The following is a 24,610-nucleotide window of genomic DNA, read 5'->3' on the forward strand; positions in this document are numbered from 1 at the left end:
GCCGGCGGATCGTGGGATTTCGGGGATCAGGCCGCGGCTTCGACGCGCTTGCCCTCGCTTTGCCAGAAATACCCGGCAAAAGCACCCAGCAGCACCCAGGCCGCAAGACCCACGCCGAAGGCGCGCGCGGCGAACAGGGCCCCGATCTCGGTCGGAACCGGCCCGGTGAACACGTCGGGTTCCGGCGTGCCGATCAGGTGCGGGGCCATCAGCAGCACGGCCGCGACCAGATAGCTGACGATGTTGCCACCAAAGGCGATCAGCCACAGCGCCACCACGGCAGCCGCGACGGTTGCCCACCACCAGATTTGCCGCGCGAACACATCGGCTGCGGCTACGCCCGGAACCTCGGGGGCCAGGGTGAAACCCGGCGCCAGATGAAAGGCGATGAAACCGGCCAGGCCCCACAACACGCCCGTGCGCCCGTCAACCGGGTGGCCCAGCGCCTCGGCCAGCGACATCAGGGCGACCAAAACCAGCGCATAGCCGGTATAGGTCAGCATGGTGAACACCACGCTCAGCCCGTCGCGGGTCAGGTCCGAGAACATGCTCGGCAGCTCGGGATGGGCCGACACGGCCTCGGCCCCGAAATGCACCAACTCCCCGGATTCATAGAGTTCAGCGTGCAGCAACACGGGCTGCACGAATAGCAACTGCAGCAGGGCGACGATCAACCCGGCTGCGGCACCAGCGAACAACGCGCTGGTCAGAATGCGGCTGAACATTGGTTTAGTGGCAGGGGAAGCCGGTAGCGTGGCGCACGTCATGGGCGGCGTCATGCAGCGCCGATGCCTGAACGTGACCGGCCACGGTAATGATCCCCAGGCCCAAGGCCGCCGCGAACACTGCCGAAAGCATGCCGGCGCGTACCGTTGATGCGGTTTGCGTTTGTGTCGTCATTTTCTGTCCTCCTGTGCCGCCGCACCCGACGGCCGGTGTTTCATTGTTCGCCTGGCAGGTCTCCTGGCTTGCGGGTCAGCGCCTCTGTTCGCCTTCCCCCCGAACGGATCGGGAGTGGCTGGTTGAACAGGGCTCACCGCTTACAGTCGCGGGGGCGGCTTTGGATTTGACCTGCGCGCAGGCCGCACCAAATTCCCTCTTAGCATCCGGATGTCTCCGGCAGGACCAGACCCGTCCATTTAGACGTGAATGCCGCTATGGCGCAATCGCCATTTGCGACCTTTCGCGTCAAATCCCGCGCTTTTTGAGGACATAGATATCCATGATCCACCCGTGCCGGGCGCGGGCTTCGGCGCGCGTGCGCAGAATCTCGTCGGCCACATCGGCCAGTGGACCCTTGATCAGGATCTGCTCGGGCATACCCACGTAAGCCCCCCACCAGATGTCAAAATCGGCCATGTTCAGCGTCTGGAACGAACACGCGCCATCCAGCATCACCGCAACCGTGTGCGCGTCTCTGGGCCAGCCCTCGTCGCGGATGCGCCGGCCGGTGGTGACCAGATAAGGCGCGCCGATCTCGTTGATGGGCATGGCATGGGCCGCCGTCAGCGCCTGCAGCGCCGTGATGCCTGGGATCACGGTGGTGTTTGGCTGCGGGTCCAGCCGCGCCGCGATTCGCAGCGAACTGTCATAGAGCGACGGGTCGCCCCAGATCAGCAGGGCGACGGTGCGTGCCTCGGGGTGCCGAGCCATCGCCTCCTGCCAGCGCAGGGCGATTGCGTCGTGCCATTCATCCACGCCGCGCAGGTAGCCGTCCTGTGACCGGCGCTCGGGGATGTCGAAATAGGCAATTTGGGGCGGTATGTCGGTGACCTTGCGGATGATTTCCTCGCGTACCCCCGCCAGATCGGCCTTGTTGACGCCCTTACGCGGGATCAGGATCAGATCGGCGGCGCGGATCGCCTGCGCGCCCTGAAGCGTCACATGATCGGGGTTGCCGGTGCCGATCCCGACCAAGACCAGATCAATCATCGTCGCTCTCCGCCAGCGGACCATAGAGGATCAGCGCCGGCGCGGTACCGATCTCGGAGTTTAGGCGCTCGGCCAGGGCGCCGACGGTGGACCGGTGCAGCGATTGCTGAGGCGTCGAAACCGATTCTGCCATCAGCGCAGGGGTGTCCAGCGGCAGCCCATGCGTGTGCAGAACCCGTGCCAGCAGGGGAAAGGTGCGCTTGCCCATGAACACCACCGTCGTCGCGCTCGGGTCGGCCAGCGCGGGCAGGTTCAGGTCCTCGGGCAGCTTGCCGCTGACATCGTGGCCGGTGACGAATTGCACCCGCCGCGCGGTCAGGCGCCGGGTCAGCGGGATGCCTGCCGCGGCAGCCGCGGCAATCGCCGAGGGGATGCCCGGAATGATCTCGTATGCGATCCCGGCGGCGCGCAGGGCCACCAGTTCCTCTTCGAGCCGCCCGAACAGGCCGCCATCGCCCGATTTCAGCCGCACGATTCGTTGGCCGGTCTGGGCGTACTCCACCAGTAGGCGGCTGACGTGGTCCTGCTTGGGCGAGGGCCGCCCGGCGCGCTTACCCACGCCCACAAGGTCGGCCTCTTTGCGCGCATGGCTCAGGATCGGCCCGCTGCTGAGATCGTCGAACAGCACCGCGTCGGCCTTTTGCAGCCGGTCCACGGCTTTGAGGGTCAACAACTCTGGGTCGCCGGGACCGGACCCGATGAAGGAAACGAAACCGTTCATGCGCTGGCCTCTGCGATCAGATGGAAGAACGTACCGGTGACATGCCCGCGGCGCGATCCGGTCTGTGGGCCTTCGGCGCCTTCGGCGTCAAAAACCCGTGCCAGGGGCGCATCGGGCTGCTCGACGATCGAAGAATAGTGGAACTCGTGCCCCCGCAGCGCGGTTCCAGCAGAGAATCCGGGCATGTCGGCCAGCAACTCGGCCCGGCGATAGCCCAGGTTGAATTTGCGCTTTTCGTACGAAGTGACCAGGCCCAGCAGCCCGGCCATCCGGTGGCGGGTGCCGTCCTTGTCGATCAGCCCTTGTCCCAAGGCCATGTAGCCGCCGCATTCGCCATGCACGGGCCGCGTTTCGGCATGTTTGCGCAAGCCGGTCAGGAACCGCTCTGCCGCAGCCAGGGTTCCGGCGTGCAGTTCGGGGTACCCGCCGGGCAACCAGACCAGATCGGCATTCGGGGCCGGCGCCTCGTCCGCCAGCGGAGAAAACGGCAGGATCTCGGCCCCGGCCGCCCGCCAGCCTTCCAGAAGATGCGGGTAGGTAAAGGAAAACGCCGCGTCCTGGGCCAGCGCGATCCGTTGCGCCGGAGGGCGCGGCAGCGCGGCCGACGACGGCCCCATCGGGCCCGAGGAGGCCGCCCGCTTGATCGCCTCGAGATCCACATGTTCGCGCAGAAAGGCCGCGTATCCGGAAATCGCGCTTTCCAGATCGGGGTGCTCGACCGCCTGGATGAGACCCAGATGCCGCTCGGGCAGGGTCAGGTCGCCGCGCCGGGGCAAAACGCCCATAACCGGCAGGCCCGCGCGCTCCATCCCCAGGCGGGTCAGGCGTTCGTGGCGCTGGCTGGCGCAGCGGTTCAGGATCACGCCAGCAAAGGGCAGGTCGGGGTTGTACATCCGAAACCCCAGCGCCGTGGCCGCAGCCGACTGAGCCTGGCCACCCACATCCAGCACCAGTACCACCGGCCAGCCCATGCGCAGCGCGGTCTCGGCGCTGGACCCATGGCCCAGCTCGCCCGGCTTTGCGACCCCGTCGAACAGTCCCATCGACCCTTCGGCAACCACGATGTCGGCGCCTTTGGCCTGCGCTGCAATCGCGCCCAGTAATGGCGCGCCCATCGCCCAGCTGTCCAGGTTGAACGAGGCCCGCCCCGCCGCCGCCCGGTGAAAGGCCGGGTCGATGTAGTCGGGACCGCTCTTGAAGGGTTGCACGGTCAGCCCGTCCTCGGCCAGCGCGCGCAGCAGGCCCAGCATCACCGTGGTCTTGCCCGTCCCCGAGGATGGGGCCGAGATCAGCAGTCCGGGCGGGTTAGTCATCTCCGTGACTCCAGCTCGACCACGGGCTGTCGGCGCTTTGTGGGCGGTAACGGCGGTCATAGGTCTTTGAATACAAACAGCTTTCGTCGAAGCCTTCACCGGCCAGCGCCGGTCCGACCAGGATCAGCGCGGTGCGCGAGATGCTCTCGTCCAGCGATTCCTTCAACGTGCCCAGGGTGGCGCGGACGATCCGCTCGTCCGGCCAGCTGGCGCGGTACACCACGGCCACGGGGCAATCGGCGCCATAGGCGGGGGTCAGGTCGGCAATGACTTTGTCGAGATTGCCGATCGACAGGTGGATGGCCAGTGTGGCGCCAGTGCGGGCGAAGTTTTCCAGCGTTTCGCCCTCGGGCATGGACGAGGCGCGCCCCGGGGTCCGAGTCAGCACCACCGATTGTGCCAGCCCGGGCAGGGTCAGTTCGGTGCCCAAAGCGGCCGCGGCAGCGGCAAAGGACGGAACGCCGGGGGTCACGCTGACGGGAATGCCCATCTGTTTCAGGCGTCGGATCTGTTCGCCCATCGCCGACCAGACCGACAGGTCGCCCGAATGCAGGCGGGCCACGTCCTGACCGGCGTCATGGGCGGTTTTGATTTCAGCCATGATCTGATCCAGATCCATCGGCGCGGTGTTCACGATGCGCGCGCCTTCGGGGCAGTGCGCCAGGATCCCCTCGGGCACAAGCGACCCGGCATACAGGCACACCGGGCAAGCGGCGATGATGTCGCGTCCGCGCAGGGTCAGAAGGTCGGCGGCGCCCGGTCCGGCGCCGATGAAATGAACGGTCATGTCTGTCCTCCGATGGCGACCGCGCAGGTGGCAAGCCGGTCGTCCGAGATCTGTCGGGGTGAAAGCAGCCGCGCGCCCGGTCCGGCGGCGGCAAGGGCGGAAGCTTCGGCCACGCTGCCGGTGCCATGACTGGCGCGGCTGCGGAGCGAGCAGGTGAGCGTGCGTTGCCCGGCCAGATCGGCCGGGTTCGCGAAATGCAGGGGCAGGGCGCAGGCGGCGGCAAATTCGGCCAGCGCCGGATGGCCGGCCTTGTCAGCGGCGGTGGCCAGCGCGTCCACCGCCTGCCCGGCAGTGGCGCGGTCGAACGCGGCGCGCAGGCTGGCGCAGGTCGCGGTGGACGAAAACCCAAGCCCGGCCACGATCATAGGGTCACGCTCCACTGAACGACCGGATAGGCCGATTTCCAGCCACGCCGCGGGCCGAGGTCGCCGGCCTGCGCCAGCTCGATCCGCAGCAGGTCGCCGCCCAGCTTGGCGTGCCATCGGCTCAGCACTGCTTCGCTTTCCAATGTCACGGCGTTGGCCACCAGCCGGGTGCCCGAGGGCAGGTTGGCCGCAAGCCAGTCCAGCAGCGCGTCGCTCAGCCCGCCGCCGATGAACACCACGTCAGGCAAGGGTAGGCCGTCCAGCGCGTCAGGCGCCCGGCCATGGATGATCTGCAACCGATCCTGTCCCAGCGCGTCGGCATTGGTGCGGATGCGCGCGGCGCGGTCTGCGCGCGGCTCGATCGTGGTGGCGGTCAGGGACGGGTCGCACATCAGCCACTCGATGCCGATCGAGCCGCTGCCGCCGCCGATGTCCCACAGATGCTCGCCCCGAGCGGGCGCCAGCGCCGACAGGGTCAGCGCGCGCACCGGCCGTTTGGTGATCTGCCCATCGGTTTCGAAGATCTCGTCGGGTTTGCCCGAGGCCAACGGTAGCGCACGCCCGTCGCCCGAAACCTCGAGCGCAACGCAGACCGGATGCCCGAACGAACCCAGCAGGGCTTCGGTCAGGGACATGCTGCGCGCGCGTTCCCGAGGGCCGCCGAGGGCCTCCATCACGTGCAGGGTCGTATCGCCGAATCCGGTCTTGGTCAGATAGCGGGCCAACTCGGCCACCGCGGCACCGTCGCGCAGCAAGATGATGGCGCGCAGGCCGCGGGACAGATGCGGACGCAGGCGGGTCAGGGGGGCGGCGTGCAGGCCGAAGGTGGCAGTGCTTTCCAACGGCCAGCCCAACCGCGCGGCCGCCAGCGAGAAGGTCGACTGCCCAGGCCGTGCCACCCAGTCTTCGGGGGCGAAATTGCGCGCGATCACCGACCCGGAGCCAAACCAGAACGGATCACCCGAGGCCAGCACCACCGTGCGCCGGCCCTTCAGCCCCTGCAGAAAGGGCAGCCCGTCGGCGAACGGCACCGGCCATTCGATGCGTTCGGCTCCGGTTTCGGGAACCAGTGACAGGTGCCGGGGCGGGCCCATGATGACCTCGGCGCGCTCGAGCTCTTGACGGCTTGCGGCCGACAGGCCATCCAGTCCATCCTCGCCCAGGCCCAGAATGGTCAGCCACGGAGTTTCAGACATGCCCAACCTCCTGATCCTTGGCGGCACGACCGAGGCCAACGCATTGGCCCGCGCCGTGGCGGATTTGGGTGTGGCGGCAACCTATTCCTATGCGGGCCGGGTCGACAACCCGCGGCCGCAACCGCTGCCCACGCGCGTGGGTGGCTTTGGCGGGCCCGAGGGTCTGGCGCGTCATATCCGCGACACCGGCGTGACCCATGTGATCGACGCCACCCATCCCTTTGCCGCGCAGATGAGCCGCAATGCCATCGCCGCCTGCCAGCAAACGCAGACGCCGCTGGCCGCGCTGACCCGCGCGGAATGGACGGCCGCGCCCGGCGACCGGTGGCAACGCGTGCCCGACATCGCCGGCGCCGTCGCCGCGCTGGCCGGGCCGCCGCGTCGGGTGTTCCTTGCGGTCGGGCGCATGCATCTTGAGGATTTCGCGGCGCAGCCCCAACACCACTACCTTCTGCGGCTGGTCGATGAACCCGGCGCGTTGCCCTTTGCCGATTGCGAGGTCGTCGTGTCGCGCGGGCCGTTCTCCGTTCAGGACGACACGGCGCTGATGCGCTGGCACCGAACCGAACTGGTGGTGTCTAAGAACGCTGGCGGCACCGGGGCCCGCGCCAAGCTGGACGCCGCGCGAGCGTTGGGCATCCCGGTGCTGATGATCGACCGGCCCAGGCTGCCCCGCCGGGTCGAGTTGACAAGCGTGCCGCAGGTTCTGGACTGGCTGGCTCATTCCGGCGTGGACCTTGGAGTATAGACGATGGGGCCGATGGGCCGGTCGATGACGCGGGTCAGCGACGAGCCGACGATCACCACCGTCTGCATGTCGGCCATGTCGGGCGTTGCCTCGGCCAGGGTCGCGATGCGGATTGCCTCATCTGGGCGCGATACGGCGCGAGCGAACAGGATCAGACGCTCGGGCTCGCATTCCTGCCGCAGGATTTCCAGCGTTTTTACAAAGCCTTCAGGCCGCGACTTCGAGCGCGGGTTGTAAAAGGCCATTGCGAAATCGGCCTGCGCGGCCAGCCGCAGGCGTTTCTCGATTACGGCCCAGGGCTTGAGGTTGTCGCTGAGGTTGATGGCGCAGAAATCATGGCCCAGGGGCGCGCCCGCCCGGGCTGCGGCGGCCAGCATGGCGGTGATGCCGGGCAGAACCTCGACAGGGATCTCGTGCCAGGTGTCGGGGCCGTTTTCCAGCGCCTCGAACACGGCGGCAGCCATGGCAAACACGCCCGGGTCGCCCGACGAGACCACGACCACCCGCTTGCCCTCGGCCGCCATGCGCAGCGCGTGCTGCGAGCGGTCGATCTCGACCCGGTTATCGCTGGCGTGCAGGGTCAGGCCCGGCCGTTCGGCCACCCGCGCGACGTAGGGAATATAGCCCACCACATCAGTCGCATCGGCCAAGGCGGCGGTCACCTCGGGGGTCACCAGCGCCTCGTTTCCGGGGCCAAGCCCGGCGATCTTGACCCAGCCGTTCATGGCCGCCGCCCCTGTCCGTGCACGATGATGATCGAGAAATAGGGCGTGACCTCGGTGCAGGCGTCGCTCAGCTTGCGGACGGTCTGGTTGGGCATCTGCGCGTATTCCACGATCCAGGCCCGGTCGAACAGGCCCGCCGTTTTGAGCGCGCGTTTCACCTTGTCGATGTTGCGGCCGATTTTCATCACCACCAGCGCGTCGGTGCGCGCCATTCGGTCGGCCAGAACCTCTTCGGGCAGGGTGCCCATCAGCACCGTCAGGATGTCGTCGCCCCAGGTGATCGGATCACCCGAGGCCGTCCAAGCGCCCGACATGCCGGTGATCGCCGGCACCACCTCGACGGGCACCACGTCGCGCAGGCGGGTGTAGAGATGCATGAACGAGCCATAAAAGAACGGGTCTCCCTCGCACAACACCACCACGTCCTCGCCCTGATCGGCCAGTTCTTTCAAGCGCGCGGTGCAGCGTTCGTAGAACTCGGCCAGAAGCGCGTTGTAGCGCGGATCGGTGACCGGGATCTCGGTTGTGACTGGGTATTCCATGGGAAACTCGACCGCATCGTTGCGGATCATCCCGTTGACGATCTTGCGCGCCTGCCCGCTTCGGCCGGGCTTGCGGAAATAGGCCACGTGTTTCGCGTTGCGCAGCAGGCGGTCGGCCCGGACGCTCATCAAATCGGGATCGCCTGGGCCGAGGCCCACGCCATAGATCGTGCCCATGGTCATTCCGCCCGGCTTGCGATGGCGTTGATCGCGGCGACGGTGATGGCGCTGCCGCCCAAGCGGCCCTTGACGATGCAGCTGGGGACGGGCTGCGCCTCCCACAGCGCGTCCTTGGATTCGACCGCGCCGACAAATCCCACCGGGCAGCCGATGATCGCGGCGGGGCGGGGGCAGTCTGGGTCCTCGAGCATGTTCAGCAGGTGAAACAGCGCCGTGGGCGCGTTGCCGATGGCGACAAGCGCGCCTTCAAGGTGCGGGCGCCACAGTTCCAGCGCGGCGGCGGATCGGGTGTTGCCCATCTTCTCGGCCAGCGGGCGCACGCGCTCGTCCTGCAGGGTGCAGATCACCTCGTTCTCGGCGGGCAGGCGAAAGCGGGTGACGCCTTCGGACACCATCCGCGCGTCGCACAGGATCGGCGCGCCGTTCTCCAGCGCCGCGCGCGCGGTGCGCACGAAGCCGGGTGAGAAATGGATGAACTCTTCCAAACCGACCATCCCGGCGGCATGGATCATGCGGACGGCGACCTGCTCTTCGTCGGGGTCGAAACGGGCCAGATCGGCCTCGGCCCGGATCGTGGCGAAGGATTGCTTGTAGATCGCCGCGCCGTCGGTTTCGTATTCATAGGGCATCAGGTCAGGTCCATGGTCTTCAGTGTTTCGGGGTCCAGCCCGCGCTGCAGGGGCTCATCTCCCGCGCGGCCGTGTTTTACAAGATCAAAGCGCCCGTCGCGGCCCACCAGCGTCAGATCGGCTGCGCCCATGCGCGCGCAGCCTTTTGCGCAGCCCGAGACATGCAGGCTGCCGGACACGCGCGGAGCCAGCGCGCGGGCGATGGCGCGGGTCTCGGCCTGCGCCTGCGGGCAGAATGGCGCGCCGGGGCAGGCGTCGGTGGCCAACAGGGGGTCGGCGCCGTCGGTCACGAAGGCCGGGGCGGGGATCGCCGCCCCGCCTTCCAGCAGGAACAACCGCCAGGGTGTTACGCGCAGGGCGGTGGCGCCCGAGGCCTCGACCATCGCGCGCAGGTCGTCGGCGGGCAGTTGCCCGAAGGCCGCGCCGTAGATCGGGCCGATTGCGCTGTTGCCGGGTTGCAGCGGGTGGGCCGTGGGGCCGGGGGCGTGGCCCTGCCATTCCTTGGGCAGCTCCTGCGCTGCGATCAGACGGGCCATGCGGCGGGTGTCAGAAGTGAAGCGCTCGGCGAACCACTGGGCCAGTTCGATCACGCAGTCGATCGCCGCGTCCTCGGTCACCAAACGGCCGGTCTCGGCCCCGTCGGCGCGCAGGATCAGGCCCGAAGGTCCCCGCTCCAGCCGAATATCGGCCGAGTCCCCGGCCAGCAGCCGCGCCTGGTCGGTATCCACCGCAAAGCCGAACTTGGCGGGCAGGGCGGGCAGGTCGCCCAGCCGGTCGGCCAATGCCTGTGTCAGGCGCGCGGTCAGGTCGCCCGGCTGGTACAGCGGCGACACAAGGATGTTGCGCCGGGTCTCAAGCCCCGGTTCAGGATCCAGAAGGTTCAGCGCCGACAGCTCGGCCAGCAGCGCATGATGGTCCGTCTCGGCCACGCCGCGCAGTTGCAGGTTGGCGCGGTTGGTCAGGTCGATGGTCCCGTTGCCGAACCGAAGGGCCAGATCACACAGCCCCAGCGTCTGCGCGGCGCTCAGCCGGGCCAGACGCGGGCGCACCCGCACGACCAGCCCGTCTCCGGACATCATCGGGCGATGCGCGCCGGGGCACCAGCCCTGAACGACCGGGGCGCTCATCCCAGCCCCTCCAGATCGGCGCGGATCGAGTTGCGGCGGGTGTTCCACAGCCCGGCCTCGTACAGCGCGCGGAACCGATCCTGCATGGCTTGATGGGCCTGCGGATTGGCCTGCTGCAGGAACGCGTCCACCTCGGGGTTGCCGAGGGTCGCATCGTGGTAGAGGTCGAACAGATGCGGGGCGACGCTGCCTGACAAATGCGCGAAAGACGCCATGTGGTCGAGCGTTGCCGCGATCTCGGCCGCACCGCGGAAGCCGTGGCGCTGCATCCCGGCGATCCAGTCAGGATTGGCGGCGCGCGCATGGACCACGCGGCTGATTTCCTCGGGCAGAGTGCGCGCGCGGGGTGTTTCAGGGCGCGTATTGTCCAGATGATACAACTGCGCCTGCCCGCCGGTCAGCTTTTTAGCGGCGGCAAAGCCGGCCTCGTGCGTGGCATAGTCGTTTGCCAACAAAAGGTCGGTCTCGGTCAGGTCCTGCAGGTGCACGAAGCTGTCGGCCTGCGCCACTCGCTGGGTGATCCCGTCGGGGTCGTGGGCGATGTGCTCGCCCTCGAAGGCAAAGGCGCTGGCGTCCAGCCAGGCCTGACCGGCCTGCGCGCGCGCCTCGTCTGTATAGGTTTCAGACAGGTGGGTCATCTTCAGCCCATAGCTGCCTGGCGCCGGGCCATAGACGCGGGCGGTGGGCGGCTGACCCGCATAGGGGTTCCAGTCGGGCGCCTCGTCGCGTTCCGACAGCGCCCGGACCGCCTGTCCGAACAGGGCCGACAGGGTCGGGAACACGTCGCGGAACAGGCCCGAGACGCGCAGAGTCACGTCCAGCCGGGGGCGCTCCAGATCGGTGATCGGCAGAACCTCGATCCCGCTCACGCGCTCCGACCCCGGATCCCAGTCCGGTTTGACGCCCAGCAGGTGCAGCGCCATGGCGAATTCCTCGCCCGCCGTACGCATCGTGGCCGAGCCCCACAGATCGACGATCAGGCCCTTGGGATAGTCGCCTTCCTCTTGAAGGTGGCGACGCACCAGTTCTTCGGCCAGTTTCACCCCCTGCGCATAGGCCGCGCGGGTCGGGACGGAGCGCGGATCGGTGGTGAACAGGTTGCGCCCCGTGGGCAGCACGTCGGTGCGCCCGCGATAGGGCGAGCCGGACGGCCCGGCCTCGATCCGTTTGCCGGCCAAAGCATCCAGCAGGGCCTGCCGTTCGGCCTGTGCTGACGCGGCAGTGTCGAAATTGCCTGCACTCTGCGGCGCGCGGCCAAAGACATGCAGCCCGTCGCCGAACTGGCTTTCTTTGATGTCACAGACGAAACGGTCGATGCGGGTGATCGCCTCGGCGGTGCTGGTGGCCTGATCCAGCCCAAGATCGGCCTCGAGCCCGATGGCGCGGGCCTCGTCACGGATATCGGCCTGCAGCCGGTCGCGCCGCTTGGGGTCCAGCCCGTCGGCGTTCGAGAACTCGTCCAGCAGCGATTCCAACCGCACCATGCGGTCGGGCGTGCTGCTCTGCTTCATCGGCGGCGGGATGTGGCCCAGCGTGACGGCCCCGATCCGGCGCTTGGCCTGCGCGGCTTCGCCCGGATCGTTCACGATGAACGGGTAGATCACCGGCAGATCGCCGATCAGCGCCTCGGGCCAGCATTCCGCCGAGAGCGCTACCGATTTGCCCGGCAGCCATTCCAACGTTCCGTGTGCGCCGATATGAATCAGCGCATCCGTCCCCAAACCGTGCCTCAGCCACAGGTAAAAGGCCACATATCCGTGCCGGGGCGTGCGCGACAGGTCGTGATATTCGTCGTCCCGCAATTCCGGCGTGCCGCGTTCGGGCTGCAGCGCCACCAGCGCCTTGCCGCGCCGAAGCGCGGTAAAGTGGAAGGCCCCATCGGCGCAGCCCGGGTCATCCTCGGGCGCACCCCAGACGGTTTCCAGATCGGCGCGCAACGCCTCGGGCAGTTGCGCCAGCGCCGCGCGGTAAGCCTCGACCGGCCAGGAAATCCGGGCGTCCAGCAGCGTGTCGGCAATCGGCTCGGCGGGGGCGGTGTCATAGCCCGCGCCCTGCAGGTCGGACAGGATCGCCTCGGCCGAGGCCAGCGCGTCCAGCCCCACCGCATGGGCCATCTGCCAGTCCTTGCCGGGATAGGTGGACAGGACCAGCGCGGGTACCTGTTGCGCCTTTGGTTTCTCGGCCAGCTCCACCCAGGCCATCGCCCGGTCGACGATGGCGGCAATCCGGTCGGGCTCGGGGCGGTGGGCGAAGCGGGAATATTCCAAGTGTGGGTCGCGCCTGCCCGGTTCCTTGAACGAGGCGACACCGGCCGAGATGCGCCCGTCCACCTCGGGCAGCACAACATGCATGGCCAGATCGGCAGGCGACAGGCCGCGCTCGGCCTCAGCCCAGGCCTTGCGGCGCGAAGTGGCCAGAGCGACCTGAAACACCGGCACGCCCGCCTCGTCCAAGGGCGATGTGCCCGACGCGCCCTTGCCCGAAAACGAGGTGGCATTGATGATGGTAGAGGGCGCCATCGCTGGGATGTTCTCAGCCAGCCATTGCGCCGCCGCAGGCGCTTTGAGCGAGGGTGCGAACAGCCCGACTGCCTGATGGCCTCGCGCGCGGACTTCCCGGATCAGGGCCGCGACCGGCGCGGTATCGGCCGAAGTCAGATAGGCGCGGTAGAAGGTTACGACAATGCGCCGGCCTTCGCCTGCGAAGGCGTCCTCGGGTGCGATTACGCCGCGATCCGGGCACCACGCTCCGCATTCGGGCAGGGTCTTGGCCCCCATAACCGGCCCGGCATAGAGCCCCGCCGCCAGCGCCATCTGCGCCAGTGCGGCTTGGGCCGCGACCTCGCCACCGGTGTCGCACAGATGCGCCAGTCGCCGCAGGGTCGAGACCGGCAGGGTCGAATAATCGTCCAGCCGCGTATCCTCGCGCCCGTCGGCGGGCAGCACCGCCAGCGCGATGCCCTTGGCCTGCGCCAGCGCCAGCACCTGCTGCAACCCGTAGGACCAGTAGGGCACGCCGCCGATCAGCCGGATCAGGATGCCCTTGGCGCCCTCCAGCGTCTGCTCGACATAGGTATCGACCGATAGTGGATGTTTCAGCGCCGTCAGGTTCGCCAGCCGCAACGAGGGCATCCGCCCCTCGGGCCCGCCGCCGCGATGCCAGCCGGCCGCGAAAGCACCCAGATCGCTATCCGAAAAGGACAACACCACCAGATCCGCCGGGCTCTGGCCCAGATCGGTCGGGGTCTCGGTTTCTTCGAGCCCGTGGCTTTCGCGGAAGACGACGTGCATCGGTGCTTACTCGGCGGCCTCGGTGACACCGGTCAGGATGCCGCGGATCGCGGCTTCGTCGATGTCGTCATGCTCGGCGATGACCACAAGGCGCGAGCGGTGCTCTTCGTCCGGTTTCCACGGGCGGTCATACTGGTGCCGGACCCGCGCGCCGACCGCCTGAACCAGCAGGCGCATCGGCTTGCCCTGAACGGCGGCATAGCCCTTGACCCGCAGGATGTTCAGCTCGTTCGCCAGACGTTCGATATTGGCGACCAGCTGCGCCGGGTCGGTCTGTTCGGGCAGTTCGACCACGATGCTTTCGAAATCGTCATGTTCATGGTCGTCATGGCCATCGTGATGCGAGGGGCGGGCGTCCATGTCGTCCTCGGCCGCGGCGCCTAGCCCCAGCACCACGCGCACGTCTACCGCACCTTCGGCCACTTCGACCACGGGCAGGGGGCGGGGCGCCTCGGCGGCGATGATCTCGCGCGCTTTGGCCACGCCTTCGGGGCCGGCCAGGTCGGGCTTGGTCAGCAGGATGATGTCGGCGCACGAGATCTGGTCCTCGAACACCTCGGACAGGGGTGTTTCGTGGTCGATCGAGTCATCGGCCATGCGCTGGGCGTCCACCGCCGCGACATTCGGGGCAAAGCGGCCTGCGGCCACGGCCTCGGCATCGGCCAGGGCGATCACGCCGTCCACGGTGATCTTGGAACGGATATCGGGCCAGTCGAACGCTTTGAGCAGCGGTTTCGGCAGGGCCAGACCGCTGGTTTCGATCAGGATGTGATCAGGGCGCGGGTCCAGCGCCATCAGCGCCTCGATCGTGGGGATGAAGTCATCGGCCACGGTGCAGCAGATGCAGCCATTGGCCAGTTCCATGATGTTTTCCGCCGGGCATTCGGGGATGGCGCAGCTCTTCAGGATTTCGCCATCGACACCCACATCGCCGAATTCGTTGACCACCACGGCCAGGCGCTTGCCCTGCGGGTTCTGCATCAGGTGGCGGATCAGCGTGGTCTTGCCCGAGCCGAGAAAGCCGGTGATGACGGTGACGGGAAGTTTTTCGAGGGTGCTCATGCTCAGGCTCCAATCGGGGGAATGCGGGCGGCGCAGTTCTTGCGGAAATGTTCGGGGCGGTCGCGCCATTTCACAAGGCCATCCTCGGTGGCCAGGTATTTGGCAGCGCCTTCGACGATGATTTCGACATGGTCGGATTCGTTCAGGTTCTCATAGACGAAGGTCCAGCGAGACGGCCCGCCGCGCAAAACGATCGAGCAGCCCTGATCGCAGTTTGACAGGCATTCGACCGGCTTCAGGGTGATGCCTTCGGGCAGGTCGGCTGCGGCCAGCGCCTTGTGCAGCAGCGTGCCGGGGCGCTGGGCGTCATCCTCGATGGGCAGCCCGCGTCGGCAGGTGGTGCAGACCAGCAGCTCGACTGGTGCGGTCTCGGTCACGTCTCTCATCCCCCCTCAATTGGTTGTCGGGGGACGGGGTATGCGCGGGCCACGTTGCCGACATGGGCCCGACACCGGAACACCCCGTCCGGTTTGTCTTCGGGCGTTGGCAGGTCTCCCGGCTTGCGGATGTCAGAGCGGTGCTCTGTCGGATGTCCCGCCTTCCCGGCCTGCGGCCAGTGGCATTTGGGCACCCTCTCCGGTCACGGTCGCGGGGGCGGCTGCGTTTGACGGAAAACCGCTGACGCATTCCCTTTTCATCTGCTTGCACAGACACCAACGCAAGCGACATGCGGCACGGGCAGGGGGGTTGTCAAGCGCGCGGGGCCAAGTGCCTTGCCTCGGATCGAAAAAGCGACTTGCCAGGATCAATCCGCGGCATCGCTGGCCAGACAGTCGCGCAGCCAGGCCAGGAACAACTGGGCAGGGATGGACGGAGGCGCCGCGCTGACGCTGCGGATCAGGTAATGCGACTGGGCAAAGGGAATCGCCGGCCCCGCAATCCGGATCGGCGCACCCTGGGCGATGGCGTTGCGCGCGAACCGCTCCAGAACGGTGGCGTAGCCCGCGCCGGCCATCACCAGTTGCAGCGCCGTGACGGTCGTATCCGCCGAATGGCGCGCGGGGCGGTCGGGCAGGTCGATGCCCGTGGCCTCGAAGTACCGCGCCCAGTTGTCCTCGTACCCCAGAATGTGGATCAACGGGCCGTTTTGCAGGTCTGGCGACGAGTCCTGCGCCCGGCAGACGGGCACCAGCCGTTCCGAGCACAGTCGGTCCGCCGCAACACCGGGCCAGTCGCCATAGCCCAGCCGGATTTCCACGTCTACATCCGCGGGCGCGGCCGAGTCGTTCCAGATATGTGACACCAGCCGCACCGGGATCTCGGGGTGCTGAGCGCTGAACTCGGGCAGCTCGGCCGCGATCCAGTAGGTCATCGTCGATATCGCCGCCCGGATGGTCAGCGCCTGCCGCGAGGCGGGGCCGAACAAGCTGTTGGTGGACAGCGCGATATCCGACAGCGCCCGGCGCACGGTCAGCGCATAGGACTGGCCCAGCTCGGTCAGCGACAGGTGTCGCGCGTTGCGGGCAAAAAGCGGCTGCCCGAGGTCCGCCTCGAGTGAGCGGATATGCAGCGATACCGCCGTCTGGGTCAGGCCCAATTCTTGCGCGGCGGTGGTGAAATTCAGGTGGCGGGCGGCGGCCTCGAAGCTACGCAGCCACGCCGGATTGGGCAGGCGGTCCATTTAGCACCAAAATAATTTTTGTATAGATAGCTTTATTATTCGTTTCTTTTGTCGATGGGCAACGGAAATACTCGGGCCAACGAAAACGCGCCTGCGGGAGGGCAGAACATGAAGGTCGGGTTCATCGGTTTGGGCAATGTGGGGGGCAAGCTGTCGGGGTCGCTGCTGCGCAACGGTATCGACCTGACGGTGTACGACCTGAACCCCGATCTTGTGACGGAATTCGCGGCCAAGGGGGCCAAGGCCGGCGAAAGCCCGGCCCAGATGATGCGCGATTGCGATGCGGTCATCACCTGCCTGCCGTCGCCCGCTGCCTCGGACGCGGTGATGCAGCAGATGCTGCCCGAGGTGACCCACGGCAAGATCTGGATGGAGATGTCCACCACCGATGAGGCCGAGGTCAAACGGCTTGGGGCCATGGTGATCGAACGCGGCGGCGCGGCGGTGGACTGCCCGGTTTCGGGCGGGTGCCACCGGGCGGCCACGGGCAATATCTCGATCTTCGCGGGCTGCGACCGGGCCACGTTCGAGCGGATTCTGCCGTTCCTGACGACGATGGGCCGGCGCATTCTGCATACCGGCGATCTGGGCACTGCCTCGGTTCTGAAGGTGCTGACCAACTATCTGGCCACAGCCAACCTGATCACCTGCGCCGAGGCGCTGGTGACCGCCAAGGCCGCCGGGATGGACCTGAACACCACCTACGAGGCGATCAAGATCTCGTCCGGTACGTCCTTCGTGCATGAGACCGAAAGCCAAGTGATCCTGAACGGCTCGCGCGACATTTCCTTCACCATGGACCTGGTGAAAAAGGATATCGGCCTGTTCCAGGAGGTCGCAGACCGCGCCGGCGTGCCGTTGGAGATGAACCCGTTGATGATCAAGATTTTCGACGACGCCATCGCCCGCTATGGCGCGCGCGAGCTGTCGCCCAACGTCATTCGACGGCTCGAGGATGCAACCGGGCTGAGCATTACCGCGCCCGGTTTTCCGGCCGAGATGCAGGACGATGAACCGGAAGAGCCGGGGTACGAGGTGATTCCGCAAGGCCGAAGCACGGTCTGAACCGACGGTCAGCAAAACGGCGGCCTTCGGGGGGCGTCTTGCGTGAAACCCAAGGTGGCGGTGTCCCCTTGCGCGGCCAAGAACAGTTCGAGCTGGATTTCGATCAATCGGAAGGCAGCGACGCGGAACCAAGTCGGAGCAGTGGAGGCGAGTACCGGAATCGAACCGGTGTACACGGATTTGCAATCCGCTGCGTCACCACTCCGCCAACTCGCCTTTTCAAGCAATATCAATTACTTGCCGTGGTGCAGCAGCGGTTCTAGCAGCTTTCCCGCGCGGCGTCCAGAGGGCGCGCAAAGAATCTGCACGGGAAATGGCCGTCACCGGTATTCGAGACGCAACGCCAATTGTCGCGGGCCGGAATTTGCGTGCAAGGGCCGTTGCCGGGGCGCGTGCATTGTGGCAAAAGCCATCCGAACCAGGGAAATGATTGAGCGGTCACATGACGGATTTCGCAGCCCGACGCCAAACGATGGTCGATACCCAGATTCGGCCGTCCGATGTCACAAAGTTTCCGATTATCGATGCCATGCTGAAAATCCGGCGGGAAGATTTCGTGCCGGATTCCCAGCGCGAGGTGGCCTATGTCGGCGATTTGATCGATCTGGGGGGCGGTCGGTGCCTGCTGGAGCCGCGGACCCTGGCCAAAATGCTGGACGCGCTGAATATTTCCAATGACGAGGTCGTGCTGGATATCGGTCCGGCCTATGGCTATTCGACGGCCGTCGCCGCGCGCATGGCGCAACTGGTGGTGGGCGTCGAGGAAGACGAGTCAACGGCCGCCGAGGCGCAGGCCAATCTCAGCCAGGCCGATATTGACAATGCGATCATCCATGTCGGCCCATTGGTGCAAGGGGCCGCCGAGCATGGCCCCTATGACGTGTTCATGGTTCAGGGCGGGGTTGAACGGGTTCCGGACGCGTTGCTGGACCAGCTCAAGGAACATGGCCGCATTGCCTGCCTGTTCGTTGATGGCAATCTGGGCACCGTCCGGATCGGTCGCAAGGTCGGCGGGCGCGTGACTTGGCGCCACGCGTTCAATGCCGCGGCGCCGGTCTTGCCGGGATTTGCTAAAGAACGGGCATTTTCGCTATAGTTCGGAAACACTTTTCCGTTCCCTATTGATTAGTTGAGAATCTGGCCGCAAACTGTTCCGAAATCAGAACAAATTTTGGTTTACGGGGTTGGAGTATGCGTGGGACATCAGCAGCGAAACTGATCAAGGGGTTGGTGTTTTCAGCCTGCCTTGCACTGAATGTAGCGTCCGAGCGGACGGCTTGGGCAGACAACCTGACCGATGCGTTCATCGGGGCCTACAACTCCAGCGGCCTGCTGGAGCAGAACCGCGCTCTGTTGCGGGCCGCTGATGAAGACGTCGCGATCGCGCTTTCGGCCCTGCGCCCGATCATCAACTGGACCGTTCGGGTCAGTCAGGATTACACCAAGAACCGGATCGGCACGACGGTATTATCGGTCGAACCCTCGCGATTCTTTTCGGGGATAACGCTCAGCCAACTGTTGTACGACGGCGGCGCATCCTTGCTGGGTAAGCAGTCGGCGCAGGAAACCGTTCTGGCGACCCGGCAGGCGCTGATCGATATCGAGCAGCAGGTGCTGTTCCGGGCCGCAACGGCCTATCTGGGTGTTTTGTTGGAAGAAGAGCGGGTCCGAATCCGCCAAAACAACGTGAACCTGTCGGGTGAGGAGCTTCGCGCGACCCAGGACCGCTTCGAGGTGGGTGAAGTGACCCGCACGGATGTGGCCCTGTCCGAGTCGCAACTGGCCAGCTCGCAGGCCGATCTCGCCGATGCGCGCGGCAACCTCAGCACGGCGCAGGCTGAATATGTCAATGCGGTGGGCAAGACTCCGGGTCGCACGGCGGGGCAGCCCAGTCTGCCGGCACTGCCGCGATCTGCGGACGAGGCGATCAGCCTGGCCATGCGGAACCACCCGGCCATCCTGTCCGCACAGCATCAGGTGCGCGCCCTCGATCTGGTGGTTCAGCAGCAACGCGCGGGTCTTGGCCCGAATGTCAGCCTGAATGCCGATGTCGGGATTACCGAGAGCTACGACAACGACGACTACACCAACGACGCGTCGATCTCTCTGAATCTGAACCAGCCCATCTATGCGGGCGGCCGTCTGGCCGCAAACGTTCGCCGCGCCATGGCACAGCGGGATGCCGCGCGGGCCAATCTGCTGAACGTGCAGAAAGACATCACGCAGGGGGTGACCAACGCCTATGTCCGCTTCCAGACCGCGACGGCCAGCCTGCGCGCGTCCGAAGAGCGGGTCCGGGCCTCTCAGGTCGCCTTTGACGGCATCCGCGAAGAGGCCACCTTGGGCGCGCGCACCACGCTGGATGTTCTGACCGCACAGCAAGACCTGCTCGATGCGCAACTGGCCGAGATCGCATCGCGGACCGAACGCTCGCTGGCGGCCTACCAGTTGCTTCAGGCGCAGGGGCTTTTGACCGCCGAACGTCTTGGTTTGGCCGTCCAGATCTATGACCCGACGCTATACTACAACCTGGTCAAGAAAGCGCCGGCGCAGATCAGCAAGCAAAGCCGGGATCTGGATCGTGTGCTCAAGGCGTTGCGTCGCGAGTGATCGCGCGCACTATCTGTTGTTCCGCACCGATTGTTTGGTTACAGTCGATCAAAAGGCCAGATCGGTAGAGAGCCATGTCGGATAGCAGTGTCACAGCAGGTGTCGAGGACGTTTTAGCGTCGATCAAGCGACTTGTCGGCGATCAGGGGCGCAAGGCTGAGCCAGGCGCCGGCTCCCGGCCGAAACCGGGGCGGCTGGTTTTGTCCCAGTCGCTGCGAGTCTCGGACGCACCCGATCCGCCTTCGCAAAGTGGGACCGGGTTGTCGAGCCTTGCACGGGACTTCTCGGTTGACGCCTTTCTGATGAAGGACGCCGAGTTCGCGAGCATTCATCCCGCAAACCAGAAGCCCGAGCCGATGGTTCTCAGTGCGTCCGACCGGGTCTATCCGACTGCCACCGATACGACGGCAGAAAAGGCTGGCGCTCTGCCAAAAGAGAATCAGGCCGGTCGACCGGATCTTGCCGGCAGTCTGAGTGCAAAGATTGAAGCCCTGGAGGCGGCAATCGCTCGGACAGAAGATCAATGGGAACCCGATGGAAACAGTGGCGACGAATATGCGGGAACCCGCACTCGGCGCATCCACTGGGATTTCGAAGCCGGCGGGGGCGCCACAACGGCAGCCGAGACCGAACGCGACGAGTCTTTGCAAGCGCAGCAGCCGCAGACGACTGCGCAATTCGTGCGGGATCGCGGGGCGGTCGAGCCCGTCGCGACCGATGCAGAGGCCACCGCGACGATGGAGGTCGATGAACTGAAGGCGTTGATCGCCCAGGTCGTGCGCGAAGAACTGCAAGGCGCACTGGGCGAGCGGATCACCCGAAACATTCGCAAGCTGGTCCGGCGCGAAATCAACCGCGCATTGGATGCACGAGAGCTCGAGTAGTCCTCAGCCGCGCTGCGGTTTCGCCGCCATGGACAGCAGAAGATCCAGATCCATGTGCTCTTCAAGGTGATCGGCCAGGGCATCGAGGGTCTGTTCGACGCCGTCCTCATAGGCCAGGTCCGATTTGACGCCCAACTGCCGCAGATAGCGCGCCCGAAAGGCATCCGAGGAAAATACCCCATGCAGATAGCTGCCGCGGACCCGGTCGCTGGCGTTGGCTGCGCCTTCGGCACGGCCCTCGACCTCGAGCCAGGCGCGTGCGCAATCGGGGCCGTCGGTGCGCCCCATGTGGATTTCATATCCGCTGACGGGTTCGCCGCCGGGCCGTGCTTTGGCCCTGCGCAGGCGGACTTGCTTGTCCTTGGCCATGACCGTTTCGACATCCAGCAGGCCCAGGCCTTCGACCGTACCCGGCCGCCCGTCGACGCCGTCAGGGTCCGAGATGGTCTTTCCCAGCATCTGATAACCGCCGCACAGGCCCAGAACATGGCCGCCGCGGCGCACATGCGCGTACAGGTCGATATCCCAACCCTGACGGCGCAAGAATGCAAGATCGCCGATGGTGGATTTGCTGCCCGGCAGCAGCACCAGATCGGCATCGCCGGGCAGGGCGCGGCCGGCGGGAACGATTTCGACCGTGACACCGGGTTCGGCTGACAGCGGATCGAGATCGTCGAAATTCGCCATCCGCTCAAGCTGTGGCACGGCCACTTTGACCGCTCCGCCCGGGGCCGAACGGATGTCCATCATGTCCTCGGCGGGCAGTTTCCACGCGTCGTCGAACCAGGGCACCACGCCCAGACAGGGCCACCCGGTGCGGGCCACGATGTCATCGCGGCCATCATCGAACAGGCTGACGTCTCCCTTGAAGCGATTGACCGCAAAGCCCCGGATCATCGCCAGATCGCCCGCTTCCAGAACCGCCTGTGTTCCCACGATCTGCGCGATCACGCCGCCCCGGTGGATGTCGCCCACCAGGATCACGGGAACACCGGCGGCACAGGCAAAGCCCATATTGGCGATGTCGCCACTCCGCAGATTGGTCTCGGCCGGGCTGCCCGCGCCTTCCACCAGAACCAGATCGGCATCGGCGCACAGTCTGTCAAAGCTCTCAAGCGCGGCGGCCAGCAAGCGCGACTTGTCCTTGCGGTAATCCTTGGCCCGCATAGTTCCGGCGCGCTGGCCCTGTACGATGACCTGGGCGCCGGTGTCGGTCTCTGGCTTCAGCAAGATCGGGTTCATGTCGGTATGTGGGGCGCGGCCTGCGGCGCGGGCTTGAAGGGCCTGTGCGCGGCCGATTTCGCCGCCGTCTTCGGTGACGGCCGCGTTGTTCGACATGTTCTGCGGCTTGAACGGCGCCACCCGAAGGCCGCGCCGGGCAAAGGCCCGCGCCATGCCGGCCACCAGAACCGATTTCCCGACATTGCTGCCGGTGCCTTGAATCATGATCGCGCGCACCATTCATGCCTCCTGCGGTTGGTGGCAGATGATCGTATTTGAGCGGCTAAGGAAAGCGCGGAACGGGCGAATGGCGCGCTGAATCCGACATCAGGTGTCCGGGCAACAAAAAAGCGCGCCGCAATCGCGGGCGCGCCTTTTTGAGATACCGCAAAGCCTCAGGCGGCTTCGGCCTGCTGTGCAGCGTTGCGACGCTCGCTTTCTTCGCGCGACAGGGCAACCGAGGTCCGCACACCGCGGCCCACGAATTCCATCAGGCCTTTGACGACACGTTCGTTCGGGTCGATACCGGCACAGGTCAGCACCTCACGACCATCGCGCGAGCGGGCCCAGCGGGCAATCTGTTCCGGGCCGTTGCCGTATTTCTTGTCATCGGCAATGGCGTCGTCCAGGGCAGCCAGTACAACAGCCGCGAAAAGTTTGCGGGCACGGTTGCCTTGTTCATTGTTAAAGGCGGTGCCGTCAACGAAATCTCTCATCTCGTCTTCCTTGTTCTTGCTCTTGTAATTTTCGGCGTGGCGGTCCTTATGACCGATTTAGTGCGATTCGGATACACCTATTTTGCATGGTTGCGTTGCGTCATTTGCATAGCTCTCTGCGGGTGCAGCACTAGGTTTCGTTGTCTTGCATGGAATGTTCCCGCCAGATATAGGGACGGCAACGAACGCATCAACCTTGTGTGAAGGATTTATCTCATGCCCAAGATCAACGGGAACGAAATTCGTCCGGGCAACGTGCTGGAGCACAACGGCGGCCTGTGGGCAGCGGTCAAGGTCGAGCATGTCAAACCCGGCAAGGGCGGCGCCTTTGCTCAGGTCGAACTGCGCAACCTGCGCAACGGCACCAAGCTGAACGAACGGTTCCGCTCGGCGGACAAGGTCGAGCGGGTGCGGCTGGAACAGAAGGACCAGCAATTCCTGTACGAGAACGACGGCATGCTGGTATTCATGGATGCCGAAACCTATGAACAGATTGAATTGCCTGCCGATTTGCTGGGCGAGCGCCGGCCGTTTCTACAGGACGGCATGACCATCGTCGTCGAATTTTATGAAAACGAGGCGTTGAACGCGACGCTGCCGCAAAAGGTCACTTGCAAGGTCGTCGAGACCGAGCCGGTCGTCAAGGGCCAGACAGCGGCGAACTCGTTCAAGCCGGCGGTTCTGGACAATGGCGTCAAGGTCATGGTTCCGCCCTTTATCGCGCAGGACGAGATGATCGTGGTGAATACCGAAACCATGGAATATTCCGAGCGCGCGTAACGTCGCGTCACGGATACGGATCAGGGCCGCGCCGGAAGACCCGGGGCGGCCTGTTTCATGCCCGTGCATCGGGCTGGCGGTATCGCTCGCGGTCGGGGCCGAACAGTTCCAGCATCAGTTCGAATTTGATGCGATTGGCGCTGACCTGCCGATAGAAGGCGATCAGGAACGCGGTGGGGCCCTGGATGCGGGCCAGCCCGCTGGTGGCCGCCACCACGGTGCCCACGTCGGTTTTTCCGTTCAGGACAAGCCATCCCCCCAGCATCAGTACGGCCACCGTACCTGCGCCGTTGATCACGCTCAGGGCAAATTTGGCGGACAGTTTCCACATAAACATGCGGCGCCGCGTCTCATAGATGGCGTCGAACTGGTGGTGGATGTCCTGGTTGACCCGTTGCAAGTCGTCGGTGGTCAGATGGTCGGTGGCGTTTCGCAGGATGCGCACCCGCTCGGCGACGAAGCGGTTTACCTTGCGCTGGGAAATCAGCACGATGGCGATCTGCGGTGCGATCATCGACAAGGCGATCAGACCCAGCCAGGGCTGGGTGGACGAAATGTAGGCGATCACACTGACCAATGTGCCGATCTGCACGACCGGATCGGTGAAGGCGCCGCCGGCAAATTTGCCAAGCTCTTCGGCCTCGGCGGAAATGGCCGTTGTCAGCGTGCCTTTCCCGACATCCTCGTCGGCCTTGTCAACATCTTTTGCGCGCGCCAGAAGCAATCGGCGGATCCGGCGGATCATGTCCTCGCCCAGCGTGCCAGCGCGATATCCAAGCAACCATTTCAGGGCGAGGCTCAGCAGGATGACGCCCATCATGCCGGAACTCATCCAGATCAGTTGGGCCTTTTCGACCGCATCCGAGGTCAGGTGGTTGATGATGTCACGCTGAAATTCCAGCGGCGCAGCGGCCAGCGCAGCAACTGCAAGAGACAGCAGGATCAGTATGATCTGCCGCTTGGCGCTGGCGCGCCAGATGGTTGCGTACAGTCTCAGCATCCCTCGGCCCGTTCAATTCGTGCCTGTCTGTTCTACTCCGGGTACCGCACCGGAGGAATGCCCTGCGCAAGCCACGTGCAGGGTCGTGCCGGTTGA

At 65.8% G+C, this 24,610-nt stretch carries 25 protein-coding genes, 1 tRNA gene and 2 riboswitches; of the genes, 6 read left to right on the top strand and 20 right to left on the bottom strand.

The features are described 5' to 3' along the window. Window positions 1-26: 26 nt before the first annotated feature. The 8 genes from AC2FMD_RS04690 to cbiE form a co-directional block, all read right to left on the bottom strand. On the bottom strand, window positions 27-725 hold the full coding sequence (locus AC2FMD_RS04690; protein ID WP_496742115.1) for a CbtA family protein: 699 nt from the start codon (window positions 723-725) through the stop codon (window positions 27-29). A gap of 4 nt (window positions 726-729) precedes the next feature. Next, complete coding sequence (locus AC2FMD_RS04695) at window positions 730-900, bottom strand: CbtB domain-containing protein (RefSeq protein ID WP_496680184.1); 171 nt, start codon at window positions 898-900, stop codon at window positions 730-732. 36 nt (window positions 901-936) lie between these two features. Next, a riboswitch (cobalamin riboswitch) is annotated at window positions 937-1,145 on the bottom strand. Between the two features lie 43 nt (window positions 1,146-1,188). Then, window positions 1,189-1,932, bottom strand: a complete 744-nt coding sequence (gene cobF / locus AC2FMD_RS04700) for a precorrin-6A synthase (deacetylating) (protein WP_496794747.1) — start codon at window positions 1,930-1,932, stop codon at window positions 1,189-1,191. Continuing rightward, window positions 1,925-2,653 carry a uroporphyrinogen-III C-methyltransferase gene (cobA, locus tag AC2FMD_RS04705; RefSeq protein ID WP_496794748.1) on the bottom strand — a complete coding sequence of 243 codons (729 nt, stop codon included), beginning with the start codon at window positions 2,651-2,653 and terminating at the stop codon, window positions 1,925-1,927. Before cobA ends, cobF begins: the two co-directional genes overlap by 8 nt. After that, on the bottom strand, window positions 2,650-3,966 hold the full coding sequence (locus AC2FMD_RS04710) for a cobyrinic acid a,c-diamide synthase CobB (RefSeq protein WP_496794749.1): 1,317 nt from the start codon (window positions 3,964-3,966) through the stop codon (window positions 2,650-2,652). The genes cobA and AC2FMD_RS04710 overlap by 4 nt, the downstream gene beginning before the upstream one ends. After that, window positions 3,959-4,753: a precorrin-4 C(11)-methyltransferase gene (cobM, locus tag AC2FMD_RS04715; protein ID WP_496794750.1), complete on the bottom strand. Its 795-nt coding sequence runs from the start codon at window positions 4,751-4,753 to the stop codon at window positions 3,959-3,961. Before cobM ends, AC2FMD_RS04710 begins: the two co-directional genes overlap by 8 nt. Beyond that, window positions 4,750-5,118: a cobalamin biosynthesis protein gene (locus AC2FMD_RS04720; protein WP_496794848.1), complete on the bottom strand. Its 369-nt coding sequence runs from the start codon at window positions 5,116-5,118 to the stop codon at window positions 4,750-4,752. The genes cobM and AC2FMD_RS04720 overlap by 4 nt, the downstream gene beginning before the upstream one ends. Beyond that, the gene (gene cbiE / locus AC2FMD_RS04725; protein ID WP_496794751.1) at window positions 5,115-6,314 is read right to left on the bottom strand and encodes a precorrin-6y C5,15-methyltransferase (decarboxylating) subunit CbiE; all 1,200 of its coding nucleotides are present in this window, start codon (window positions 6,312-6,314) and stop codon (window positions 5,115-5,117) included. Before cbiE ends, AC2FMD_RS04720 begins: the two co-directional genes overlap by 4 nt. Between cbiE and AC2FMD_RS04730 the strand changes: the two genes are divergently transcribed. After that, complete coding sequence (locus tag AC2FMD_RS04730; protein ID WP_496742103.1) at window positions 6,313-7,062, top strand: cobalt-precorrin-6A reductase; 750 nt, start codon at window positions 6,313-6,315, stop codon at window positions 7,060-7,062. The genes cbiE and AC2FMD_RS04730 overlap by 2 nt on opposite strands. On the opposite strand, the gene cobJ is transcribed toward AC2FMD_RS04730, so the two are convergent. The 8 genes from cobJ to AC2FMD_RS04770 form a co-directional block, all read right to left on the bottom strand. Continuing rightward, window positions 7,035-7,787: a precorrin-3B C(17)-methyltransferase gene (gene cobJ / locus AC2FMD_RS04735; protein WP_496688981.1), complete on the bottom strand. Its 753-nt coding sequence runs from the start codon at window positions 7,785-7,787 to the stop codon at window positions 7,035-7,037. The two genes, AC2FMD_RS04730 and cobJ, sit on opposite strands and share 28 nt — an antisense overlap. Beyond that, the gene (locus tag AC2FMD_RS04740) at window positions 7,784-8,512 is read right to left on the bottom strand and encodes a precorrin-2 C(20)-methyltransferase (protein WP_496742101.1); all 729 of its coding nucleotides are present in this window, start codon (window positions 8,510-8,512) and stop codon (window positions 7,784-7,786) included. Before AC2FMD_RS04740 ends, cobJ begins: the two co-directional genes overlap by 4 nt. Further along, on the bottom strand, window positions 8,509-9,138 hold the full coding sequence (locus tag AC2FMD_RS04745) for a precorrin-8X methylmutase (protein WP_496742099.1): 630 nt from the start codon (window positions 9,136-9,138) through the stop codon (window positions 8,509-8,511). The genes AC2FMD_RS04740 and AC2FMD_RS04745 overlap by 4 nt, the downstream gene beginning before the upstream one ends. After that, window positions 9,138-10,265, bottom strand: coding sequence for a precorrin-3B synthase (cobG, locus tag AC2FMD_RS04750; RefSeq protein WP_496742097.1), 1,128 nt, complete (start codon window positions 10,263-10,265; stop codon window positions 9,138-9,140). Before cobG ends, AC2FMD_RS04745 begins: the two co-directional genes overlap by 1 nt. Further along, entirely contained in the window at window positions 10,262-13,555 is a 3,294-nt protein-coding gene (gene cobN / locus AC2FMD_RS04755; protein ID WP_496742095.1) for a cobaltochelatase subunit CobN, read from the bottom strand. The genes cobG and cobN overlap by 4 nt, the downstream gene beginning before the upstream one ends. Before the next feature lie 6 nt (window positions 13,556-13,561). Beyond that, a complete protein-coding gene (gene cobW, locus AC2FMD_RS04760; protein ID WP_496742093.1) occupies window positions 13,562-14,617 on the bottom strand; it encodes a cobalamin biosynthesis protein CobW in 1,056 nt (351 codons plus the stop codon). Window positions 14,618-14,619: 2 nt separating this feature from the next. Then, the gene (locus AC2FMD_RS04765) at window positions 14,620-15,003 is read right to left on the bottom strand and encodes a DUF1636 family protein (RefSeq protein ID WP_496711738.1); all 384 of its coding nucleotides are present in this window, start codon (window positions 15,001-15,003) and stop codon (window positions 14,620-14,622) included. A gap of 82 nt (window positions 15,004-15,085) precedes the next feature. Continuing rightward, window positions 15,086-15,290: riboswitch (cobalamin riboswitch) on the bottom strand. Between the two features lie 72 nt (window positions 15,291-15,362). After that, on the bottom strand, window positions 15,363-16,238 hold the full coding sequence (locus AC2FMD_RS04770) for a LysR family transcriptional regulator (protein WP_496794752.1): 876 nt from the start codon (window positions 16,236-16,238) through the stop codon (window positions 15,363-15,365). 108 nt (window positions 16,239-16,346) lie between these two features. Between AC2FMD_RS04770 and AC2FMD_RS04775 the strand changes: the two genes are divergently transcribed. After that, window positions 16,347-17,303 carry an NAD(P)-dependent oxidoreductase gene (locus AC2FMD_RS04775; RefSeq protein WP_496742089.1) on the top strand — a complete coding sequence of 319 codons (957 nt, stop codon included), beginning with the start codon at window positions 16,347-16,349 and terminating at the stop codon, window positions 17,301-17,303. A 142-nt stretch (window positions 17,304-17,445) separates the two neighbouring features. Here the strand turns inward: AC2FMD_RS04775 and AC2FMD_RS04780 are convergent. Continuing rightward, window positions 17,446-17,519: transfer RNA gene (locus tag AC2FMD_RS04780), tRNA-Cys, on the bottom strand. 226 nt (window positions 17,520-17,745) lie between these two features. Here AC2FMD_RS04780 and AC2FMD_RS04785 point away from each other — a divergent pair. The 3 genes from AC2FMD_RS04785 (at window position 17,746) to AC2FMD_RS04795 (ending at window position 20,797) form a co-directional block, all read left to right on the top strand. Next, on the top strand, window positions 17,746-18,399 hold the full coding sequence (locus AC2FMD_RS04785) for a protein-L-isoaspartate O-methyltransferase family protein (protein WP_496742088.1): 654 nt from the start codon (window positions 17,746-17,748) through the stop codon (window positions 18,397-18,399). Between the two features lie 95 nt (window positions 18,400-18,494). Next, entirely contained in the window at window positions 18,495-19,913 is a 1,419-nt protein-coding gene (locus AC2FMD_RS04790) for a TolC family outer membrane protein (RefSeq protein WP_496680208.1), read from the top strand. Window positions 19,914-20,215: 302 nt separating this feature from the next. Continuing rightward, window positions 20,216-20,797, top strand: coding sequence for a hypothetical protein (locus tag AC2FMD_RS04795; RefSeq protein WP_496742086.1), 582 nt, complete (start codon window positions 20,216-20,218; stop codon window positions 20,795-20,797). Window positions 20,798-20,800: 3 nt separating this feature from the next. On the opposite strand, the gene AC2FMD_RS04800 is transcribed toward AC2FMD_RS04795, so the two are convergent. Next, entirely contained in the window at window positions 20,801-22,258 is a 1,458-nt protein-coding gene (locus AC2FMD_RS04800) for a cobyric acid synthase (RefSeq protein WP_496742084.1), read from the bottom strand. Window positions 22,259-22,413: 155 nt separating this feature from the next. Beyond that, complete coding sequence (locus tag AC2FMD_RS04805) at window positions 22,414-22,734, bottom strand: DUF6280 family protein (RefSeq protein ID WP_005982071.1); 321 nt, start codon at window positions 22,732-22,734, stop codon at window positions 22,414-22,416. 216 nt (window positions 22,735-22,950) lie between these two features. Here AC2FMD_RS04805 and efp point away from each other — a divergent pair, with 216 nt between their 5' ends. After that, window positions 22,951-23,514, top strand: coding sequence for an elongation factor P (gene efp, locus AC2FMD_RS04810; RefSeq protein ID WP_490361604.1), 564 nt, complete (start codon window positions 22,951-22,953; stop codon window positions 23,512-23,514). 55 nt (window positions 23,515-23,569) lie between these two features. Here the strand turns inward: efp and AC2FMD_RS04815 are convergent, their stop codons facing one another. Continuing rightward, window positions 23,570-24,514: an ABC transporter transmembrane domain-containing protein gene (locus AC2FMD_RS04815; RefSeq protein WP_496742082.1), complete on the bottom strand. Its 945-nt coding sequence runs from the start codon at window positions 24,512-24,514 to the stop codon at window positions 23,570-23,572. Between the last annotated feature and the right edge of the window lie 96 nt (window positions 24,515-24,610).

This window comes from Ruegeria sp. BHSC276 (genome assembly GCF_059612945.1).

What these genes read in the sequence shown, in the direction of transcription:
- AC2FMD_RS04745 (WP_496742099.1), bottom strand. Translation starts at nt 9,138, where the DNA reads ATGCCCTATGAATACGAAACCGACGGCGCGGCGATCTACAAGCAATCC.
- AC2FMD_RS04785 (WP_496742088.1), top strand. Translation starts at nt 17,746, where the DNA reads ATGACGGATTTCGCAGCCCGACGCCAAACGATGGTCGATACCCAGATT.
- AC2FMD_RS04720 (WP_496794848.1), bottom strand. Translation starts at nt 5,118, where the DNA reads ATGATCGTGGCCGGGCTTGGGTTTTCGTCCACCGCGACCTGCGCCAGC.
- cobW (WP_496742093.1), bottom strand. Translation starts at nt 14,617, where the DNA reads ATGAGCACCCTCGAAAAACTTCCCGTCACCGTCATCACCGGCTTTCTC.
- AC2FMD_RS04740 (WP_496742101.1), bottom strand. Translation starts at nt 8,512, where the DNA reads ATGACCATGGGCACGATCTATGGCGTGGGCCTCGGCCCAGGCGATCCC.
- AC2FMD_RS04765 (WP_496711738.1), bottom strand. Translation starts at nt 15,003, where the DNA reads ATGAGAGACGTGACCGAGACCGCACCAGTCGAGCTGCTGGTCTGCACC.
- cbiE (WP_496794751.1), bottom strand. Translation starts at nt 6,314, where the DNA reads ATGTCTGAAACTCCGTGGCTGACCATTCTGGGCCTGGGCGAGGATGGA.
- AC2FMD_RS04730 (WP_496742103.1), top strand. Translation starts at nt 6,313, where the DNA reads ATGCCCAACCTCCTGATCCTTGGCGGCACGACCGAGGCCAACGCATTG.
- AC2FMD_RS04815 (WP_496742082.1), bottom strand. Translation starts at nt 24,514, where the DNA reads ATGCTGAGACTGTACGCAACCATCTGGCGCGCCAGCGCCAAGCGGCAG.
- AC2FMD_RS04770 (WP_496794752.1), bottom strand. Translation starts at nt 16,238, where the DNA reads ATGGACCGCCTGCCCAATCCGGCGTGGCTGCGTAGCTTCGAGGCCGCC.
- cobJ (WP_496688981.1), bottom strand. Translation starts at nt 7,787, where the DNA reads ATGAACGGCTGGGTCAAGATCGCCGGGCTTGGCCCCGGAAACGAGGCG.
- cobF (WP_496794747.1), bottom strand. Translation starts at nt 1,932, where the DNA reads ATGATTGATCTGGTCTTGGTCGGGATCGGCACCGGCAACCCCGATCAT.
- cobM (WP_496794750.1), bottom strand. Translation starts at nt 4,753, where the DNA reads ATGACCGTTCATTTCATCGGCGCCGGACCGGGCGCCGCCGACCTTCTG.
- AC2FMD_RS04690 (WP_496742115.1), bottom strand. Translation starts at nt 725, where the DNA reads ATGTTCAGCCGCATTCTGACCAGCGCGTTGTTCGCTGGTGCCGCAGCC.
- AC2FMD_RS04790 (WP_496680208.1), top strand. Translation starts at nt 18,495, where the DNA reads ATGCGTGGGACATCAGCAGCGAAACTGATCAAGGGGTTGGTGTTTTCA.
- AC2FMD_RS04800 (WP_496742084.1), bottom strand. Translation starts at nt 22,258, where the DNA reads ATGGTGCGCGCGATCATGATTCAAGGCACCGGCAGCAATGTCGGGAAA.
- AC2FMD_RS04710 (WP_496794749.1), bottom strand. Translation starts at nt 3,966, where the DNA reads ATGACTAACCCGCCCGGACTGCTGATCTCGGCCCCATCCTCGGGGACG.
- AC2FMD_RS04775 (WP_496742089.1), top strand. Translation starts at nt 16,347, where the DNA reads ATGAAGGTCGGGTTCATCGGTTTGGGCAATGTGGGGGGCAAGCTGTCG.
- cobN (WP_496742095.1), bottom strand. Translation starts at nt 13,555, where the DNA reads ATGCACGTCGTCTTCCGCGAAAGCCACGGGCTCGAAGAAACCGAGACC.
- cobA (WP_496794748.1), bottom strand. Translation starts at nt 2,653, where the DNA reads ATGAACGGTTTCGTTTCCTTCATCGGGTCCGGTCCCGGCGACCCAGAG.
- AC2FMD_RS04795 (WP_496742086.1), top strand. Translation starts at nt 20,216, where the DNA reads ATGAAGGACGCCGAGTTCGCGAGCATTCATCCCGCAAACCAGAAGCCC.
- cobG (WP_496742097.1), bottom strand. Translation starts at nt 10,265, where the DNA reads ATGAGCGCCCCGGTCGTTCAGGGCTGGTGCCCCGGCGCGCATCGCCCG.
- AC2FMD_RS04805 (WP_005982071.1), bottom strand. Translation starts at nt 22,734, where the DNA reads ATGAGAGATTTCGTTGACGGCACCGCCTTTAACAATGAACAAGGCAAC.
- efp (WP_490361604.1), top strand. Translation starts at nt 22,951, where the DNA reads ATGCCCAAGATCAACGGGAACGAAATTCGTCCGGGCAACGTGCTGGAG.
- AC2FMD_RS04695 (WP_496680184.1), bottom strand. Translation starts at nt 900, where the DNA reads ATGACGACACAAACGCAAACCGCATCAACGGTACGCGCCGGCATGCTT.